Annotated in this window: 19 protein-coding genes; 14 read left to right on the top strand and 5 right to left on the bottom strand. The window is 62.1% G+C overall.

Annotated features, from left to right (window positions below; translation table 11 throughout):
* Positions 1 to 37 precede the first annotated feature (37 nt).
* The 4 genes from NKI17_RS10280 (at position 38) to NKI17_RS10295 (ending at position 3,349) form a co-directional block, all read left to right on the top strand.
* Positions 38 to 964, top strand: a complete 927-nt coding sequence (locus NKI17_RS10280; RefSeq protein WP_352874832.1) for a YVTN family beta-propeller repeat protein — start codon at positions 38 to 40, stop codon at positions 962 to 964.
* 98 nt (positions 965 to 1,062) lie between these two features.
* Complete coding sequence (locus NKI17_RS10285) at positions 1,063 to 1,851, top strand: lanthanide ABC transporter ATP-binding protein PedB/LutE (protein ID WP_031212311.1); 789 nt, start codon at positions 1,063 to 1,065, stop codon at positions 1,849 to 1,851.
* Positions 1,852 to 1,862: 11 nt separating this feature from the next.
* Positions 1,863 to 2,723, top strand: coding sequence for a lanthanide ABC transporter permease protein PedC (locus NKI17_RS10290; RefSeq protein ID WP_352905878.1), 861 nt, complete (start codon positions 1,863 to 1,865; stop codon positions 2,721 to 2,723).
* Complete coding sequence (locus NKI17_RS10295; protein ID WP_352646171.1) at positions 2,723 to 3,349, top strand: hypothetical protein; 627 nt, start codon at positions 2,723 to 2,725, stop codon at positions 3,347 to 3,349. Before NKI17_RS10290 ends, NKI17_RS10295 begins: the two co-directional genes overlap by 1 nt.
* A 27-nt stretch (positions 3,350 to 3,376) precedes the next feature.
* Here NKI17_RS10295 and NKI17_RS10300 read toward each other — a convergent pair whose 3' ends face one another.
* From NKI17_RS10300 to NKI17_RS10315, 4 genes are all read right to left on the bottom strand, one after another.
* Positions 3,377 to 3,577: a hypothetical protein gene (locus tag NKI17_RS10300; protein WP_023678847.1), complete on the bottom strand. Its 201-nt coding sequence runs from the start codon at positions 3,575 to 3,577 to the stop codon at positions 3,377 to 3,379.
* Positions 3,578 to 3,871: 294 nt separating this feature from the next.
* Positions 3,872 to 4,687, bottom strand: a complete 816-nt coding sequence (locus tag NKI17_RS10305) for an oxidoreductase (protein ID WP_352646173.1) — start codon at positions 4,685 to 4,687, stop codon at positions 3,872 to 3,874.
* Positions 4,688 to 4,753: 66 nt separating this feature from the next.
* Positions 4,754 to 6,058: a beta-ketoacyl-ACP synthase II gene (gene fabF, locus NKI17_RS10310; protein WP_352854893.1), complete on the bottom strand. Its 1,305-nt coding sequence runs from the start codon at positions 6,056 to 6,058 to the stop codon at positions 4,754 to 4,756.
* 46 nt (positions 6,059 to 6,104) lie between these two features.
* On the bottom strand, positions 6,105 to 6,683 hold the full coding sequence (locus NKI17_RS10315) for a TetR/AcrR family transcriptional regulator (protein WP_352646177.1): 579 nt from the start codon (positions 6,681 to 6,683) through the stop codon (positions 6,105 to 6,107).
* A gap of 79 nt (positions 6,684 to 6,762) precedes the next feature.
* On the opposite strand from NKI17_RS10315, the gene NKI17_RS10320 reads away from it, so the two are divergent.
* Together NKI17_RS10320 and NKI17_RS10325 are read left to right on the top strand one after the other, a co-directional pair.
* Entirely contained in the window at positions 6,763 to 7,125 is a 363-nt protein-coding gene (locus tag NKI17_RS10320; protein ID WP_023678843.1) for a hypothetical protein, read from the top strand.
* 111 nt (positions 7,126 to 7,236) lie between these two features.
* Positions 7,237 to 7,695 carry a nuclear transport factor 2 family protein gene (locus tag NKI17_RS10325; protein ID WP_352646180.1) on the top strand — a complete coding sequence of 153 codons (459 nt, stop codon included), beginning with the start codon at positions 7,237 to 7,239 and terminating at the stop codon, positions 7,693 to 7,695.
* A 203-nt stretch (positions 7,696 to 7,898) separates the two neighbouring features.
* On the opposite strand, the gene NKI17_RS10330 is transcribed toward NKI17_RS10325, so the two are convergent.
* A complete protein-coding gene (locus tag NKI17_RS10330) occupies positions 7,899 to 8,858 on the bottom strand; it encodes a LysR family transcriptional regulator (protein ID WP_352905855.1) in 960 nt (319 codons plus the stop codon).
* 123 nt (positions 8,859 to 8,981) lie between these two features.
* Between NKI17_RS10330 and NKI17_RS10335 the strand changes: the two genes are divergently transcribed.
* The 8 genes from NKI17_RS10335 to rpe all read left to right on the top strand — a co-directional run bounded on the left by NKI17_RS10335 (position 8,982) and on the right by rpe (position 17,693).
* A complete protein-coding gene (locus NKI17_RS10335; RefSeq protein ID WP_352905856.1) occupies positions 8,982 to 10,028 on the top strand; it encodes a class 1 fructose-bisphosphatase in 1,047 nt (348 codons plus the stop codon).
* A gap of 5 nt (positions 10,029 to 10,033) precedes the next feature.
* Entirely contained in the window at positions 10,034 to 10,906 is an 873-nt protein-coding gene (locus NKI17_RS10340; RefSeq protein WP_023678839.1) for a phosphoribulokinase, read from the top strand.
* A 10-nt stretch (positions 10,907 to 10,916) separates the two neighbouring features.
* Positions 10,917 to 12,938: a transketolase gene (tkt, locus tag NKI17_RS10345; RefSeq protein WP_352905857.1), complete on the top strand. Its 2,022-nt coding sequence runs from the start codon at positions 10,917 to 10,919 to the stop codon at positions 12,936 to 12,938.
* A gap of 12 nt (positions 12,939 to 12,950) precedes the next feature.
* A complete protein-coding gene (fba, locus tag NKI17_RS10350; RefSeq protein ID WP_352905858.1) occupies positions 12,951 to 14,030 on the top strand; it encodes a class II fructose-bisphosphate aldolase in 1,080 nt (359 codons plus the stop codon).
* 21 nt (positions 14,031 to 14,051) lie between these two features.
* The gene (locus NKI17_RS10355; RefSeq protein ID WP_084641467.1) at positions 14,052 to 15,545 is read left to right on the top strand and encodes a ribulose-bisphosphate carboxylase large subunit; all 1,494 of its coding nucleotides are present in this window, start codon (positions 14,052 to 14,054) and stop codon (positions 15,543 to 15,545) included.
* A gap of 18 nt (positions 15,546 to 15,563) precedes the next feature.
* Complete coding sequence (locus tag NKI17_RS10360) at positions 15,564 to 15,998, top strand: ribulose bisphosphate carboxylase small subunit (RefSeq protein WP_023678835.1); 435 nt, start codon at positions 15,564 to 15,566, stop codon at positions 15,996 to 15,998.
* 7 nt (positions 15,999 to 16,005) lie between these two features.
* Entirely contained in the window at positions 16,006 to 16,944 is a 939-nt protein-coding gene (gene cbbX, locus NKI17_RS10365) for a CbbX protein (RefSeq protein WP_023678834.1), read from the top strand.
* A 62-nt stretch (positions 16,945 to 17,006) separates the two neighbouring features.
* Positions 17,007 to 17,693, top strand: a complete 687-nt coding sequence (gene rpe / locus NKI17_RS10370) for a ribulose-phosphate 3-epimerase (protein ID WP_023678833.1) — start codon at positions 17,007 to 17,009, stop codon at positions 17,691 to 17,693.
* Positions 17,694 to 17,703: the final 10 nt, after the last annotated feature.

Here is a 17,703-nt window from a genome sequence, read left to right on the forward strand (position 1 = left end):
GCAGAGACGAGCTTGCGCACTCGCCATTCTCGGCTTCATGGCCAATCCGGCGTGGGCTTACACCGTTTATGTCTCCAACGAGAAAGACAATACGATAACGGTCGTCGACACGGCGACGATGCAAGTGGTGAAGACCGTCGAAGTCGGCCAGAGGCCGCGCGGTATCACCATCTCGCATGACGGCAAGTTCATCTATTTGTGCGCCAGCGATGACAATACGATCGAAATCATCGATACCGCGACGCTGCAGATCGTTGGCACGCTGCCATCAGGCCCCGATCCCGAACTGTTCGTGCTTTCGCCCGACGGCAAGACGCTCTACGTCGCCAACGAGGACGACAATCTCGTCACCGCGATCAACGTCGAGAGCAAGCAGGTCATGACCGAGATTCCCGTTGGGGTGGAGCCTGAAGGCATGGCCGTCAGTCCCGATGGCAAAACCATGGTCAACACCTCCGAAACCACCAGCATGGCGCATTTCATCGATACCGACAGCCATGAGGTGACCGACAACGTCCTGGTCGACACGCGTCCGCGCTTTGCGCAATTCAAGCCCGACGGATCACAGATCTGGGTCAGTGCCGAAATCGGCGGTACCGTCAGCGTCATCGACAGTCTCAAACGCGAGGTGGTGAAGAAGATCCAGTTCGCGATTGCGGGATTGCGGCCCGAAACCATCCAGCCGGTCGGCATCGCAATCAGCGCCGACGGCAAGAAAGCCTATGTCGCGCTCGGCCCGGCGAACCACGTCGCCGTCATCAACACCGAAACCTACGAGGTGGAAAAATACATCCTGGTCGGCCAGCGCGTCTGGCATCTCGACTTCACCCCCGATCAGAAGACGCTGATCACCACCAACGGCAATTCCAACGACATCACCTTCATCGACACGGCGACGGACGAGCCGGTTCAATCGGTTACGGTGGGCCAGCAGCCTTGGGGCGTGGCCATATCGCCCCACTAGACCGCAGCAATGATCAGGGAGGCCGACGTGATGAATATTTGCCGCGGGGATGTTGCAAGTGCACTAGATAACCAGCGCGCCCCAAAGGAGCCAGCGGCATGCAGCATGTGAGGACAAGCGGAGCTGGAGAGGAGGTGGCAGCGCTCGATGTTGCCGGCATCAGCCATTCCTATGGTCCGAAGCGAGCGCTCCAGGACGTCTCATTCTCGATCGCGCCGGGAACTTTCACCGTTCTGCTCGGCCTCAATGGGGCCGGCAAGACAACTTTGTTCTCACTGATCAGCCATCTTTACGGCACCCGCCGCGGATCGATCCGCATCTTCGGCCATGACGTCAGCCGCGCTTCGGGCGAAGCGCTCAGGCGTGTCGGCATCGTATTCCAGGCACGCACGCTCGACCTCGACCTCAGCGTCCACCAGAACCTCTCCTACCACGCCTCGCTGCATGGCATTGGCGGACACCAAGCCCGGCAGCGCATTGCCGCGCTGCTCGATACAGTCAACATGCAGGGCCGTCAGCATGACAAGGCACGCAGTCTTTCCGGCGGCCAAATGCGGCGCATCGAGATCGCGCGGGCGCTGCTCCACCGCCCTTCCCTGCTGCTGCTCGACGAGGCGACGGTCGGTCTCGACATCCAGTCGCGTGCGGGCATTTTGGCCACCATCCGCAAACTCGTCGAAACCGAGGGCATCGGTGTGCTGTGGGCGACGCATCTGATCGATGAGGTCGAAGACGGCGACCACGTCGTCGTGCTGCGGCAGGGCGACCTGGTTGCCAAGGGTAAGGTGGCCGACGTCGTTGCGACGAGCGGTGCCAGTTCGATCCGCGACGCCTTTTCCAGGCTCAACCGCATCGAAACAAGCGGCATCGCGGAGATGTCGCCATGAGCGCTCCCGCAATGCCCGCAAAAGTCGCCGCCCTCACGCCGGTGAAGTTCGAACAGTTTGGGCTCCACCACTACCTCGTTTGCCTCAAAGGGATCGTCGTGCGGGAGTGCCTGCGCTTCCTGCATCAGCGCGAGCGCTTTATATCCTCGCTGGTTCGGCCGCTCGTCTGGCTATTCATTTTTGCCGCCGGATTCCGGCAGGTGCTCGGCGTATCGATCATCCCGCCCTACAAGACCTACGTGCTCTATGAGATCTACATCACGCCGGGCCTGTGCGGCATGATTCTGCTGTTTTCGGGCATGCAGTCTTCGCTGTCGATGGTCTATGATCGCGAAATGGGCAACATGCGCACCCTGCTGGTCAGCCCCTTCCCGCGTTGGTTTTTACTGATCTCGAAGATGCTCGCCGGTGTCGCCGTGTCGATCGCGCAGGTTTACGCGTTCCTGATCGTTGCCTGGTTCTGGGGCGTCAAGGCGCCGCCGCTTGGCTATCTCACCGTGCTGCCGGCGCTGTTCCTGTCAGGCATGATGCTGTGCGCGCTCGGCATGCTTCTGTCCTCAATGATCAAGCAGCTCGAAAACTTCGCTGGCATCATGAACTTCGTCATCTTTCCCGGCTATTTCGCTTCTCCGGCACTCTATCCCTTGTGGCGTATCCAGGAGGCTAGCCCCCTGCTCTACAAAATCTGCCTCGCCAATCCATTTACTTACGCCGTCGAACTGATCCGCTTCGCCTTCTACGGCCAGGTTGACTGGCTGTCGCTGGGCGTCGTTGCCGGCTGCACGCTGCTGTTCCTTGCCGCCGCCATCATCGCCTACGACCCTTCGCGCGGCCTGATGACCCGCAAACAGGACACGGGAGGAAATGCCTGATGGCGCGAATGATCCATGTTCGCAGTCTGGCTCTGGTCGCCATGCTCGCGCCGGGCGTCAACGCCATGGCAGCCCCCGATCCAGACTGGCCCTGCATGCAGCGCAAGGTGCCGCAACTCTCGCTCGGCCAGATCTGGAGCGGACCGGACCTTCCTTCAGCCGCGAAGGACTGGTCGAAGGACCCCACCATCTCCGCCCTGATCGAGGAAGTGGCAGCTCGCCGGATGCCGATTGCGGAAGCTCAAAAGAAGATCAGGGATTTCGCGGCCTCCTTGCCGGCCGAGCAACTTGCACCCAAAATGGCGATGATGGTGCAAGGCATGTTCGACCACCTGGACGCCGAGCGCTCGCAGGTGATCTCCGGCATTTCCCGCTACGCCCACAAGCAGCTCGAAATGGCCGCCGCGTTGCGCAAGGAAGCGTCCGATGTCGATGCATTGCGGGCAAAGCCGGATGCAGATCCCGAAGAGATCGATCGGCGAACCGAACAGCTGAAATTCGCAACGCGAATTTTCAATGAACGCGTCCAATCACTGACCTACGTCTGTGAAGTGCCGACGATAATCGAGCAGCGGCTTTATCAATTGTCCAAGGCCGTCTCGGAAACGCTCGCCGCGAAGAAATAGAACCTCATTCGATCTTCGCGGCGGATATCACGATCCACGGCCGGGCAGCACGCGCCAGCGCTGAACGAAATAACCGGGATGCGTCTCGATCCACTGGGCTACCAGCGATTGCGCCTGCATGAAGGCGGTCCCGGGATTCATCGCCAGGCCATCCACCATCTGTTCGCGTTGTTCACAGGTCTGCGGCACATCCGTCAGGCAGACCATCATAACGAGCGTGTAGAGCATTACCCCTTGTCCCCTTCGATTCCCGAACCCCATGCCCGGGAGTTTCCGTGATACCGACCAGTCTGCAGGGATCGCACATACGGATCACTTACGGGTGTGAAAGGAACGTGGCCCCCGCTCTTTCGCGCCGCAATATAACATGGCGCTAATCTAACGCCAACGACCGCAGGGCTCGGTCGCGGACGCGCGCGCATCGAAGATGCGCGTCCGGCTGTGCCAGTGCCAAAAAATGTGACTCCTGGAACGCGCTCTCGCATGGGCTCGACCGAAACAGGAATATCATTGTTGTCGACCTCAGACCGGCAGTCCGTTCTGCTTTCGCAGGCTCTTGTCGAAAGCGGATGCGGGGACGAAACGGCGCAGGAAACTGACCTGGCGCGCCATTTTTCCAGCCGCATAGCGCCTCTTCGGAGCGGGATCGGTCGCAGCCACCAAAACGGTCCTGGCCACCACTTCCGGCGCATCGCCTTTTTCCATCGCTTTCCGCACAGCTGCATTCATGCCGGCGCGCGCAGAGTCATAGATGTCAAGCAACTGATCCGGCCTGGCGAGATTTTCTTCAAATGAGGTGCGGGTATAGGCGGGCTCCACCAACACGACGCGAATTCCGAAAGTACGCAGTTCGTGGTCGAGCGATTCGGAATAGCCCTCAACGGCATGCTTGGTCGACGAATAAAGCGCGAAATAGGGAGCTGGAATGAACCCCTGCACCGAGCTCAAATTGACGATTCTGCCCTTGCCTTGGCGGCGCATTGTCGGCAACACCGCTTTGGTTACTCGCATAACGCCAAAGACGTTCACGTCAAACAACGACTTGGCCTGGGCCATCGAGGACTCCTCCGCGCCACCAAGCAGGCCAACGCCGGCATTATTGACAAGCAGGTCAATGCGCCCGGTCTCGGCCAGCACGTCCTGGACAAGTTTCGCCACGGAAGTGTCATCGGTCACGTCACAGGCCAGCATGGTAACGCCATCGGATCGGTCGACGACCGCGCGACGGCTGGTTCCGAACACGCGAAAGCCCGCGTTCTGCAGGGCTTTGGCCGTTGTGTGCCCGATACCGCTGGATGCCCCCGTCACCAGGGCGACGCCTAGATTGGTCTTGTTCATGGAGGTCACTTCTTTCTTCGTTTTGGATTGGCGTGGGAGAAGCACGACAGGTCGGAGCGAAAGGCGTCAATCATGAGCGCCTCCGGTACTCGCGCCGGCCAGATCATCCGTCCAGCGCCGGAACAGCGCGCTGGCATTAACGCCTCCGAAGCCGAAGCCATTGGAGATTGCATAGCCCATCGTCATCGGCCGGGCCCGGTTTGCGACGAAGTCGATCCCGTCGCCGGCCGGATCGGGAGCGCTCAGATTGAGGGTCGGCGGTGCCATCTGATCCCTGAGCGCCAGGATTGCGAAGATTGCTCCGAGCCCGCCGGCGGCTCCGAGCAGGTGTCCGGTCGCCGATTTCGTTGCACTGACAGCTATCGCGAAATCGCGCCCGAAGACGCTCTTGATCGCTTCGATCTCACCCAGGTCGCCCACCGGCGTGGAGGTCGCATGGGCATTGAGATGACGAACCTCGCGGGGCGAAATCCCTGCTTGGGCGATTGCGATCTCCATGGCCCGGCGCGCACCGTCGCCGTCCTCGGGACCGGCGGTGACGTGATGAGCATCCGCCGTCGTGCCGTAGCCGACAAGCTCGGCCAGCGGTCTTGCGCCGCGCGCCAGCGCGTGGCTCAATTCCTCGATGACCAGCATGCCGGCTCCTTCGCCCATGACGAAGCCGTCCCGCGACTTGTCGAACGGTCGGGAGGCCTCATCAGGACGGTGATTAAAGGACGTCGAAAGCGAGCGTGCCGCGGCAAACCCACCGAGGCTGACAAGATTCATGCATGCTTCCGTCCCGCCGCACACGGCAATATCGGCCTCGTTGGCGCGGATTAGGCGAGCCGCATCGCCGATCGCCTGAATGCCGGCCGCGCACGCCGTCACGGGTGCACCGAGCGGACCTTTGAAGCCATAGCGGATCGAGACGTGGCCTGCCGCGAGGTTCACCAGGAAGGACGGCACCGTAAAAGGTGATAGACGGCGGACGCCGCGCCGGTCGACCGTGCGCACCGCCTCGGTTATGGCCGGGAACCCGCCGACGCCCGAGGCGATGATCGTGGCCGTGCGCAAGCGATCCGCTTCCGAGACGGGGGCCCATCTTGCTTGGGCGAGCGCCTCTTGTGCCGCGGCCAGCGCAAAGAGAATGAACCGGTCTACCTTGCGCTGATCCTTCGGCGGAAGGATGGCTTCCGGATCGAAACCAGCGTCCGGATCTTCTTCTGTGGAGGGCACCACCCCGCCGACCTTCGCCGGCAGGTCGCACACCACATCATCCGCAAGCCTCCGGATGCCCGAGCGGCCGGCCAGGAGACGCGACCAGGACGTTTCAACATCGGCAGCAAGGGGCGTAACCGCTCCCATGCCCGTAACAACAATCCGTCGCATCTATTTTCCTGTCAGTTTGGGCGCGCCGCAGGCGCCGCGACGCCGTTCAAGTGCCGGCTGATTCACGAACTTGATTGGCCGCCGCATCCAGAAAGGCCTGCGCGAGGTCAGGATCGTTGATGACGCGCGATAACATCAGCGCACCGACCATCGTCGAGAGAATGGCCATGGCCCTGCCATCGAACTCCCCGTCACTGGTCTCAGCAATGAAACGGCCGAGGATCTCGAGATGCTCCTTGATCCCGGCTTCGAACGGCGCTTTCACGTCCTTGCCCTGTCTGGCGGCATCCGAGCCGAGCGCCACGATCGGGCAGCCGTCCATCTTTTCTCCGCGATGGTCCATACTGAGGTAGAACGCGATCACCGCGCCAAGCGGATCATCAGGGTTTGCCGCAGTCGCGGCCGACCATCGACGGGTGGCGCTCTCCATCGCCCGCCTGGACGCCTGCGCCGCCAGGTCGTCCTTGGATGCGAACTGCTTGTAAAACGCGCCTTGGGTCAGTCCGGCACCCTTCATCAGATCCTTAAGGCCGATACCATCAAAGCCGCGCTCCCGAAAAAGGCGGCTTGCCACGTTGATTACCGTTTCTCGGTTTTCCGCTGCCTGAGTACGACTTACGCGCATTGTTGACCTCTTTTTTAGATTGCGTTCGTAATCTATAGCCTATATAGAGTTCGAACGCAATCTAAAAAGGAGATACGAAATGATCCGCAAAACCTTAAGCGCATCGCTCCTGGCTGCGCTGTTTCTTGCGGCCCCGGCTTTTGCCGAGGAGGCCACCATCGGACGCCCGATCGAGGGCGGCAGCCTGCACGAGGGACACCTTGACATGGTAGTCTACTACGTCCCGGTCGACGGCGGCCTCCTGGAGGTCACCGCCACCTTCGCGCCGAAGACCGGGGGCGATCCGCTGCGCGTCGTCATGGGTCTCGCCGACGACGACTCCGTGGCCTTTTCCATGCCGGGCCACCAGGACTCGCTCTACGCGTTCTCAAGGTCCGGAGATGAGGTGACGGTCTCGACCGAGACTGACATGCATCTGCGAGCCGACGCGACAATACGCTGAGCCGAAGTTCAGACCGCAGCCGGCGTGCTGCTGGCCGTGGGCTCTCGCGTCCGCTCGGCTCGCCACACGGTGCCTCGATCACGCCATCGAATAAGTTTGGGGAGAGGTCAAATGCTATACAGTTATTTTGTCGAGAAATCGATCCGAGAGAGCTTCGACCACGTCAACAACCATCGCTGGGATGAGGCGGTGAAGGCACTCGCGCTGCATGTCCATCACCGCGTTTCCGGCGCCCACGCGCTTGGTGGTGAGCGCCACGACAAAGAAGCCATGCGCCGCTGGTTTGAGCGCCTCGGCCGCGTCCTGCCCAATCTCCATCTCACGGTCAACCACATCTGGGTGAAGGGCTGGCCGTGGCATACTACCGTGTTTGCCCAGTGGGACGGCACCGCAACGCTGCTCAATGGCGACGCGTCGTACGTCAACCGTGGTCTCCACGTGTTCACCCTGCAGTGGGGCAGAGTCTATGCACTTGAGGAATTTTACGATTCACAAGCAGCGGCCCGCGGTCTTGCCGCCCAAGCGGCAGCTGGCCTCGAAGAAGCTGTCGCCGAACCAATTGTAGGCTAGCAGACGCTCAGTCAAAGCCCACCCGTTCCGTGAACGCGGGGGCGCTACCCCGTGGCCCAGCACTTGGAGGGCGGTCGCCTCGGCTCCGCAAATGCGTGCCACCAGCGATGCCTCGGCTCGTGAACATCGGTCAGGAGGTCACAGCCGATCAGCCGCTGATACACACCATCGTTTGTCTGAAGCGTTTGCCTGGACCGCGCGCCCTAACTCGCGCGACCTCTACTGTTCAGTTCCTCGTGCGGATAGAGCTTGCCGAACAGTGGCAGGTACATCGCGCCCTTGCGCATCAGGAAATCGTGGAAGGTCGCCATCGCCGGCGAGATCGCGTGATCGCTGCGCATCACCGAAAACCATTGCCGGCGGATCGGCATGCCGACGACGTCGAGGATGACCAGCCGGCCAGCCTCGATTTCCGCGGCGATGGTGTGGGCAGAGATGAAGGCGATGCCGAGCCCGGCCATCACCGCCTGTTTGATCGTCTCGTTCGAGCCCATCTCGACGCCGAGATCGTCGATGCGGCCAGGCACGTCGCTCAAAAATATTTCCAGCGAGATGCGCGTGCCGGAGCCGGACTCGCGAATGAGGAAATGTTCCTCGGCGATCCGCTCCTTGGAAATGTCGCGTGCCGACGCCAGCGGGTGGTCGGGCGGTGCGATGATGACCAGCGGGTGATCGCCGAAGACCGAAGCACGCACCGGGACTTCCTTCGCCGGGCGTCCCATCAGCGCGATATCGATGTCGTGGTTCCTCAGATTGTCGATCGTCTCGGCGCGGTTGCCGATGGCAAGGCGCATGTCGATATCGGGATGTTCCTTCATGAAGGCGGCCATCAGCCGCGGTGCGAAATATTTGGCCGTGGAAACGACGCCGAGCCGCAAGCTGCCGGCGCGCACGCCCTTGATTGCATCCATCTTGTCTTCGAGCAGACGAAGCCGCTCCTCGATGGCCTGTGCCGTCTCGACGAAGGCCAGACCTGCGGCAGTGGGACGCATGCCGTCCGACGTCCGGTCGAACAAGGCCAGTTGGAACTCCTCCTCCACCTGCCGCAACTGGATCGTTACCGCTGGAGGAGACAGGCCTAACACCTTGGCCGCGCTGACGATTTTTCCGTGGCTGATGATTGCCTGAACGGTCTTGAACTGCTTGAGCGTGAGGTTTCTCATATGGCATACTAAAATTTTTTTACTGCCTGAGTAAAGTTATTGAATTTTACTTATCCAGCGTCGTTTGTTCTCCTTTCCCAATCCGGCCGACCCGAGGAGAGGCGGCTGGATCGGGAGGTTACGATGCCAGCGGCAACGCTCGACGCTTTTCTGAACTCCTATCTTGGCGAGCCGGACGAACTGCGCTCCGCCGTCGTAGCGACCATCCGTCAGCTGACGCAGGCGGCCACCACGATCCGTAACACCATCAATCAAGGGGTGCTCGGCACGGCCTTTGCGGGAACCCGCGGCGTCAATGCTGACGGCGACATCCAGAAGGATCTCGATGTCTTCGCCGATGACATCTTCCTCGATGCCATGCGCCACGCTCCGATCGCGCTCTACGCTTCCGAGGAACTGGAGCAGCCGGTGCTGCTCGACAGGCAAGCGGCTCTTGCCATCGCCATCGACCCGCTCGACGGCTCATCCAACATCGACACCAACGTGTCGATCGGAACGGTCTTCTCGCTTCTCCCTGCAATTGGCGCGCCGGATGGGGATCCGGCCGCCTCGTTTTTGCAGGCAGGGGTGAACCAGCTGGGCGCCGGTTTCTTCATCTACGGCCCGCAGCTGGCGCTGGTTCTGTCGCTCGGCAGCGGCACCCATGTCTTCGTTCTCTCGACCCGGCTCGGCACCTTCGTCCAGGCCTATGAGAGCCGGGTCATCCCCCAGCGTACCCAGGAGTTCGCCATCAACGCCGCCAACTACCGGCATTGGGACGAGGCGGTGCGGCTCTACATCGACGACTGCCTTGAAGGCACCGAAGGCCCACGCGAGAAGGACTTCAACATGCGCTGGATCGCCTCCCTGGTCGCGGACTGTTATCGCATATTGATGCGCGGCGGCGTGTTCCTGTATCCAGGCGACAAGCGCAAGAGCTACAGGCAGGGGCGACTTCGCCTCGTCTATGAGGCAAACCCGATCGCTTATCTCGTCGAACAGGCGGGCGGTGCCGCCACCGATACGATCACCCGCATCCTCGAAATCGAACCCGAGAGCCTGCACCAGCGCGTGCCCATGGTTTTCGGATCGGCGCGGGAAGTCGCGCGCATCACCCGCTACCACACCGAGCCGAGCGCCATCGGCGAGCGCGCGCCGCTGTTCAGCCGCCGCGGCCTTTTCAGGGCCTGAAGACCATGTCGGCAAAGCACCCCATCATTACCATCACCGGGTCGTCGGGCGCAGGCACCACCTCTGTCAAGCGCATCTTCGAGCTGATCTTCCGGCGCGAGAACATCGGGGCCGCCTTCATCGAAGGCGATGCTTTCCATCGCTACGACCGCGCCACGATGAAGGCGAAGGTGGCCGAGGAGGAAAAGGCGGGCAATCCGAATTTCACCCACTTCCATGCCGAGGCCAATGAACTGGCAATCCTCGAAGAGGTATTCGAGGAATATGGCCGCCGGGGAACCGGAAAGACCCGCACATACATCCATGATGAGGATGAGGAGAAGCAGTACGGCACGCCGCCGGGACATTTCACCGAATGGCGCGAATTTCCGCCGAGCGACCTGCTCTTCTACGAGGGCCTGCATGGCTGCGTCGTCACCGACAAGATCAACCTGGCCAGGCACGCGGATCTCAAGATCGGCGTGGTGCCGGTCATAAATCTCGAATGGATCCAGAAGATCCATCGCGACCGCGCAACGCGCGGCTATTCCACCGAGGCGGTGATGGACGTGATCCTGCGTCGCATGCCGGACTATGTCCGCTACATCGTCCCGCAGTTTTCGCAGACCGCCATCAACTTCCAGCGCGTGCCGATCGTCGACACGTCCAATCCATTCATCGCGCGCTGGATACCGACGCCCGACGAATCGATGCTGGTTATCCGCTTCGCCAATCCCCGCGGCATCGATTTCCCCTACCTGCTTTCGATGATCCACGACTCGTTCATGTCGCGGCCGAATTCCATAGTGGTGCCCGGCAACAAGCTCGACCTTGCCATGCAGCTGATCCTGACGCCGCTCATCCTGCAATTGATCGAACGCAAGAACCGTGTGTCGTGAGGAGGACGCCATGAACAGCCAAGCAGCAGCACTGAAGCCCGTCGCCGCCGTCTCGGAGCGCGACATGGCCAACGCCATTCGCGCACTGGCGATGGACAGTGTCCAAAAGGCCAATTCCGGTCATCCGGGCATGCCGATGGGCATGGCCGATGTCGCAACGGTGCTGTTCAGCCGCTTCATCAATATCGATCCGTCGGCCCCCAACTGGCCCGATCGTGACCGCTTCGTGCTGTCGGCCGGGCACGGCTCGATGCTGCAGTATGCGCTGCATTACCTGCTAGGCTTTGAAGACATGCCTATCGAAGAATTGCAGCGGTTTCGCCAGCTGGGCAGCCGCACCGCCGGACATCCGGAATATGGCCATGCGCTTGGCATCGAGACGACGACCGGCCCGCTTGGACAAGGCATTTCGACCGCTGTCGGCATGGCGCTGGCGGAGCGCATGCTTGCGGCCCGCCACGGCGCCGATCTCGTCGACCATTTCACCTACGCGATCGCCGGCGACGGCTGCCTGCAGGAAGGCATCAGCCACGAGGCGATCGATCTTGCCGGTCACCTGAAGCTCTCCCGGCTGATCGTCTTTTGGGACGACAATGCGATCTCGATCGACGGGCCCACTTCCCTGTCGACATCGATGGACCAGCCGGCGCGGTTCAAAGCCGCTGGATGGCATGTCCAGTCGGTGAACGGCCACGACACCGAAACCGTTGCGGCGGCAATCGGAGCGGCGCAGCAATCGGACCAGCCGTCTCTGATCGCCTGCCACACGGTGATCGGCAAGGGAGCGCCCAATCTGGGCGGTTCGGAAAAGACGCATGGCGCGCCGCTGGGCGATGCGGAGATCGCCGCGACGCGCGAAAACATCGGCTGGGCCTTCGCGCCGTTCGAGGTGCCGGACGATATCCTTTTCGCCTGGCGCGAGATTGCCGGCCGCGGTCAAGCGGCACGCCGCGCCTGGGAGCAGCGGCTTGCCGCCTCACCACGGCGGCAGGCCTTCGAGAGCGCGGTCGCTGGCGCCCTGCCCGACGCGGTCTTCGAAGCGCTCGGCGCTTTCCGCAAGGAGCATGTCGGGAAGGCCACCAAGGTTGCAACGCGAAAAGCCTCGGAAATGGCACTCGCTGCGATCAATGGCGCAACCGAACTGACCGTCGGCGGCTCCGCCGATCTGACGCATTCGAACCTGACGATCACCAAGGGTATGAACCGCATCGCGCCGGGCGACTACGCCGGCCGCTACATCCACTATGGAATCCGCGAGCACGGCATGGCCGCAGCCATGAACGGCATCGCACTGCATGGCGGCTTCGTGCCTTATGGCGGCACGTTCCTGTGCTTCGCCGACTATGCGCGCGGCGCGATGCGGCTCTCGGCGCTCATGGGCCAGCGCGTCATCTATGTGATGACGCATGATTCCATTGGTCTCGGCGAGGACGGCCCGACCCACCAGCCGGTCGAGCACCTGGCGATGCTGCGGGCGACGCCAAACCTCAACGTCTTCCGCCCGGCCGACATCATCGAAACGGCGGAGTGCTGGGAACTGGCGCTGAGAAGCGAGAAGCGGCCGAGCGTGCTGGTGCTCTCGCGCCAGAACCTGCCGATGCTGCGCCAAGCACCTAGCGGCGAGCCACACAGCGACGAGAACCGGTCGAGCCGGGGCGCCTACATCCTGCGCGAGCCAGCCGGGCACCGCGCGGTGACGCTGATCGCCACCGGCTCGGAGGTCGAAATCGCGGTTGCCGCCGCCCTACGGCTGGAGACCGAGCACGGCGTCGCCGCCGCGGTCGTCTCGATGCCGTGCTGGGAGCTTTTCGAGGAGCAGGACGCCGGCACCCGCAAGGCCGTCCTCGGCTCGGCGCCCCGCATTGCCATCGAAGCCGCAGCACGGCTCGGCTGGGACCGCTGGATCGGCGACACCGGCACTTTCGTCGGCATGGCCGGTTTCGGCGCCAGCGCCCCTGCCCCGGATCTCTACCGGCATTTCGACATCACGCCCGAAGCCGTCGCGGCAGCGGCGCTGAAGCTCATCATCTAGGAGAAACCGACAATGGCCCGCATCACCCTTCGCCAGCTTCTCGACCATGCCGCCGAGCACGGCTACGGGGTGCCGGCATTCAACATCAACAACATGGAACAGGGCCTCGCCATCATGGAGGCCGCCAGGGCCTGCGATGCGCCGGTCATCATCCAGGCCTCGCGCGGCGCCCGCTCCTATGCCAATGACATCATGCTGGCCAAGATGATGGAGGCTTTGACCGAAATCCATCCGGCCATTCCGCTCTGCATCCATCAGGATCACGGCAACAACGAGGCCACCTGCCTGTCGGCGATCCGCCACGGCTTCACCTCGGTGATGATGGACGGGTCATTGATGGCGGACGCCAAGACGCCGGCGAGCTACGACTACAACGTCGCCATCACCGAACGTGTCGCACGCATGGCGCATTGGGTCGGCGCTTCAGTCGAAGGCGAGCTTGGCGTGCTCGGCTCGCTGGAAACCGGCCAGGGCGAGGCCGAGGACGGGCACGGCGCTGAAGGTGCGCTTTCCCATGACCAGCTTTTGACCGATCCCGATCAGGCGGTCGACTTCGTGATCGCCACCCGGGTCGACGCGCTGGCGATCGCCTGCGGTACCTCACACGGTGCCTATAAATTCAGCCGCAAGCCTGACGGCGGCATCCTGGCCATGCAGGTGATCGAGGCGATCCACGAAAAGCTGCCCAACACGCATCTGGTCATGCACGGGTCTTCCTCCGTGCCGCAGGAACTGCAGGACATCATCAACAACTATGGCGGCGAGATGCCCCAGACCTTTGGCGTCCCGGTCGAGGAAATCGAGCGCGGCATCCGCTACGGCGTGCGCAAGGTCAACATCGACACCGATTGCCGAATGGCCATGGCCGGGCAGTTCCGCCGCGTTGCGACGGAGGACCCGCGCGAATTCGATCCGCGTAAATTCCTGAAACCCGCCATGGACGCCCTGCGCGACCTTTGCCGCGATCGCTTCGAACGCTTCGGCACCGCAGGCCACGCGTCGAAGATCAGGGTGATCGCCATGGATGAGATGGCGAAACGTTACGCCGCAGGAAAGCTCGACCCCCAAATCGCAACCGCGAAAGCCGCCTGAGCGGCAAACAGGAGACCTGCCATGAACAAGATCGACATGCCCTCAGCAGGCACGCTCAAGGAAGGCAAGGAACGCTACAGGTCCGGCGTCATCCCCTACAAGAAGATGGGCTACTGGGAGCCGGACTACCGGCCCAAGGAGACCGACCTGATCGCCATGTTTCGGATCACGCCGCAGCCCGGCGTCGACCACGAGGAGGCGGCCGCCGCCATCGCCGGTGAATCCTCTACCGCGACATGGACCGTGGTGTGGACCGACAGGCTGACCGCCTGCGAGCTCTACCGCGCCAAGGCATTCAAATCCGAGCCGGTGCCGAACACAGGTCCAGGCACCAGGATCGAGCAACAGTACTTCGCCTATATCGCCTACGACCTCGACCTGTTCGAGCCCGGCTCCATCGCCAACCTGACTGCATCGATCATCGGCAACGTGTTCGGCTTCAAGGCCGTCAAGGCCTTGCGGCTCGAGGACATGCGCATCCCGGTGGCTTACCTCAAGACCTTCCAGGGCCCGGCGACCGGCATCGTGGTGGAACGTGAGCGGCTCGACAAGTTCGGCCGGCCGCTGCTCGGCGCGACGACGAAGCCGAAGCTTGGCCTGTCAGGCCGCAACTACGGCCGCGTCGTCTACGAGGCGCTGAAGGGTGGCCTCGACTTCGTCAAGGACGACGAGAACATCAACTCACAGCCCTTCATGCATTGGCGCGACCGTTTCCTCTACTGCATGGAGGCAGTGAACAAGGCGTCGGCCGCCACCGGCGAAGTCAAGGGCCATTACCTCAACGTCACCGCCGGCACGATGGAGGACATGTACGAGCGCGCCGAATTTGCAAAACAGCTTGGCTCCTGCATCGTCATGATCGACCTCGTCATTGGCTACACGGCGATCCAGTCGATGGCCAAGTGGGCACGCCGCAACGACATGATCCTGCACCTCCACCGGGCCGGCAACTCGACCTATTCGCGCCAGAAGAACCACGGCATGAATTTTCGCGTCATCTGCAAATGGATGCGGATGGCCGGCGTCGATCACATCCATGCCGGCACGGTGGTCGGCAAGCTGGAAGGCGACCCGCTTATGATCAAGGGGTTTTATGACACGCTGCGCGAGGAGCGCACGCCGCAGAACCTCGAAACCGGGCTGTTCTTCGATCAGGACTGGGCCTCGCTCAACAAGGTGATGCCCGTCGCCTCCGGTGGCATCCATGCCGGCCAGATGCACCAGTTGATCCATTATCTCGGCGAGGACGTCATCCTGCAGTTCGGCGGCGGCACGATCGGCCATCCGGACGGCATCCAGGCCGGCGCGACGGCCAATCGCGTCGCGTTGGAGGCGATGATCCTCGCCCGCAACGAGGGCCGCGACTATCTGCGCGAAGGGACCAAAATCCTCGAACAGGCGGCCAGATGGTGCACGCCGCTCAAGGCGGCCCTGGAGACGTGGAAGGACGTCACCTTCAACTACGAATCGACCGACACGGCCGACTTTGTACCAACCGCAACGCCGAGCTTCTAGACGAAAGGAACCGTCGCCATGATGACCAATCCCGGAAACAAGGTCACGCAGGGACAGTTTTCGTTCCTGCCCGAGCTAACCGATGAGCAGATTTCAGCGCAGATCAAATACGCACTGAAAAACCACTGGGCGGTCAGCGTCGAGTACACGGACGATCCACATCCGCGAAACACCTATTGGGAAATGTACGGCAACCCGATGTTCGACCTGAGGGACCCGGCGGGCATCCTGCTTGAAGTCAACAATTGCCGGAAAGCTATGCCCAACATGTATGTCCGGGTCACCGCCTTCGATTCGACCAAGGGCTGGGAAGCACCGCGCATGTCATTCATCGTCAACCGGCCACCCAATGAACCCGGGTTCCGGCTGCTGCGCCAAGAGCGTGACGGCCGCAGTCAGGGCTATTCGATCGTGCCTTATGCGACCGACAGGCCCGAAGGCGAACGGAGCTAGGCGAACCATGCTGGACGCGATAGCAAAGAGCGCTGCCGCGCAGGGCGAATCGGTTGATCTACAGGCCGAGTTCGAGGCGTCCAACATCGACGAGGTGATGGACAAGCTCGACCGCGAACTCGTCGGCCTGAAGCCCATCAAGAACCGCATCCGCGAGATCGCTGCGCTGCTCCTGGTCGACCGGCTTCGCCGCAAGTTCGGGCTGATCTCTGGCGCACCGACGCTGCACATGAACTTTACGGGAAATCCCGGTACCGGAAAGACCACCGTGGCGCTCAGAATGGCCGAAATCCTGCATCGTCTTGGCTATGTCCGCGAAGGGCACATGGTCGCGGTGACGCGCGACGATCTCGTCGGCCAGTATGTGGGCCACACCGCGCCCAAAACCCGCGAAGTGATCAAGCGCGCCATGGGCGGGGTGCTTTTCATCGACGAGGCCTACTATCTCTACAAGCCCGAGAACGAACGCGACTACGGCCAGGAATCGATCGAAATCCTGCTGCAATGCATGGAAAACAACCGTGACGATCTGGTTGTGATCCTTGCCGGCTACAAGGACAAGATGGACCGCTTCTTCGACAGCAATCCCGGCATGCGCTCGCGCATCGCCCATCACCTCGATTTTCCGGACTACGGCGTCAGCGAACTCAAATCAATCGCCGAGATCATGCTGGCGGAACAGAATTACCGTCTCAGCGAAGCGGCGGCCAAGGCGCTCGAAGAGTATCTCCCGATCCGCATGCGGCTGCCGCATTTCTCCAACGCCCGCTCCGTTCGCAATAGCCTCGACCGGGCGCGGCTTCGCCAGGCCAGCCGGCTTTTCGCATCGCGCGACCGGGCGTTGACGAAAATCGATCTTATCACCATTGAGGAATCCGATATTCGCGGCAGCCGCGTGTTCGCGGAAGGTAAGCTCGAAGGCGAACCGGAGACGAAGGCGCGCTGACAAGATGACGGCGGTTGGTGTGCAGCGACCGGAAACGGACGACAGAATGGGAGCCGACGACCATGGATACCAAGACAATCATCGCGCCCTCGGTGCTTTCCGCGGACTTCTCGCGGCTCGGCGACGAGGTCGAAGCGGTCGTCCGGGCGGGTGCCGATTGGATCCATCTCGATGTGATGGATGGCCATTTCGTGCCCAACATCACCTTCGGTCCGCCGGTGGTCAAGGCGATCCGTAATCGAACGGACAAGGTCTTCGACTGCCACCTGATGATCGCGCCGGCCGACGCCTATCTCGGCGCCTTCGCCGATGCCGGCTGCGACATCATTACGGTGCATGCCGAGGCCGGACCGCATCTCGACCGTTCGCTGCAGGCAATCAGAAATCTCGGCAAGAAGGCCGGCGTGTCGCTGAACCCGTCAACGCCGGAAAGCGTCATCGAATATGTACTCGACCGGCTCGATCTGGTGCTTCTGATGACGGTCAATCCGGGCTTCGGCGGCCAGGCCTTCATTGCGGCGGTCGTCGATAAGGTCAGGCGGGTCAAGGCGCTGGTCGGCCATCGTCCGATCGACATAGAGATCGACGGCGGCGTCACGCCCGAAACCGCTCCGCTTGTCACCGCGGCCGGTGCCAGTGTGCTGGTCGCCGGCTCGGCCATCTTTAAGGGCGGCACCGAGGCGGCCTATCGCGCCAATATCGGCACCATCAGGCAGGCGGCCGACGGGGCGATCCGGAAAGCGGCGTAAACCATTTCAT

It is taken from the genome of Mesorhizobium sp. M0816, assembly GCF_040320005.1.
Classification (GTDB): Bacteria; Pseudomonadota; Alphaproteobacteria; order Rhizobiales; family Rhizobiaceae; genus Mesorhizobium.